Origin of the sequence: Actinoplanes oryzae (assembly GCF_030757795.1) — a bacterium.
Taxonomy (GTDB): domain Bacteria; phylum Actinomycetota; class Actinomycetes; order Mycobacteriales; family Micromonosporaceae; genus Actinoplanes.
Map to the genome: position 1 here is coordinate 1 of NZ_JAUQWH010000348.1, position 1,063 is coordinate 1,063.

At 73.8% G+C, this 1,063-nt stretch carries 1 pseudogene; it reads right to left on the bottom strand.

Features of this window, described 5'->3' with window-relative positions:
- Positions 1 to 1,063: pseudogene (locus RBH18_RS43855) on the bottom strand (chromosome partitioning protein); the annotation flags it as partial.

Here is a 1,063-nt window from a genome sequence, read left to right on the forward strand (position 1 = left end):
TGCCAGTTCTGGGCGCGCACGTTGTTGCCCGTGTCCACGAAGATCAGCTTGTAGAACCGGCTGACGATCTCCCGGATCTCCGCGAACGCCCCGGCCGTCAGCATCTCGCCCGCCGTCGCGGACTCGTCCGAGGCCAGCACGTCGAACATGCCCTCGCCCTGCGCCCGCACATACTGCGACAGGTCGCCGACCCGCCCGTGCGAGCCCCGGAAGAGGTGCAGGTCCCGCATCATGTCGCGCACGGTCCTCGCGTGGAAGTCCTGCTGCGCCCGCATGCCGAGCGTGCCCTGCGTCTCGTTGTTGTCCCAGGCCAGCACGTAGCCGCCGCGCTTCTGCCCGAACGTCATCGCGAGCAGCAGCACCGCCACGGTCTTCCCGGCACCGCCCTTCGGGTTGACCACGGTCACCTGCCGCAGCCCGCCGAAGTTGCGGCGCACCATCTCGACGTCGCGCTTGTACTCCTGCTCCCGCTTGCCGGGCGCCATGCGAACGAGGCCGCCGGTGCCCTTGCGAAGCAGCGCGCGGGGACCCATCGTCGCGGTCGGCTCGGCGGGCTTCGCCAGCCGCCGCCGCGCGAACTCCTCGGCGGTCGGCGTGCCGTCCGAAACCCACGGCAGCTGCTGGTACGGGTCCGCCTCCGGATCAACCTGCTGCTGACCCGCCGCCGCGGCTGCCGCTGCCGCCGCCCGCGGGTCGACGGCGTTCGGGTCCATGGTCGGCGGGAACGGGCCGGGAATCGGCTGCCCGGCCTGCCACTGCTGCCGGGGCTGGGCGTAGGCGTCCTCCGGATACCCCGGCTGGGCCGGCTGTCCCGGGTAGCCGCTGTGCCCCTGCTGCCCGGCGTAACCCGGCTGCCCCGGGTACCCCTGCTGTCCCGGATGGCCCGGCTGCCCGGGGTAGTTCGGCTGCCCCGGCTGGCCGGGCTGGTAGAGCTGCCCGTAGGGCTGTCCCGGCTGGTGCTGGCCCGCTTGGTGCTGGCCGGGCTGGTGCTGGCCGGGCTGGGCGTGCGGGGTGCCCGGCTGGTTCGGGGCGGGGAAGCCGGGGGCCTGATGCGGCAGGGGCG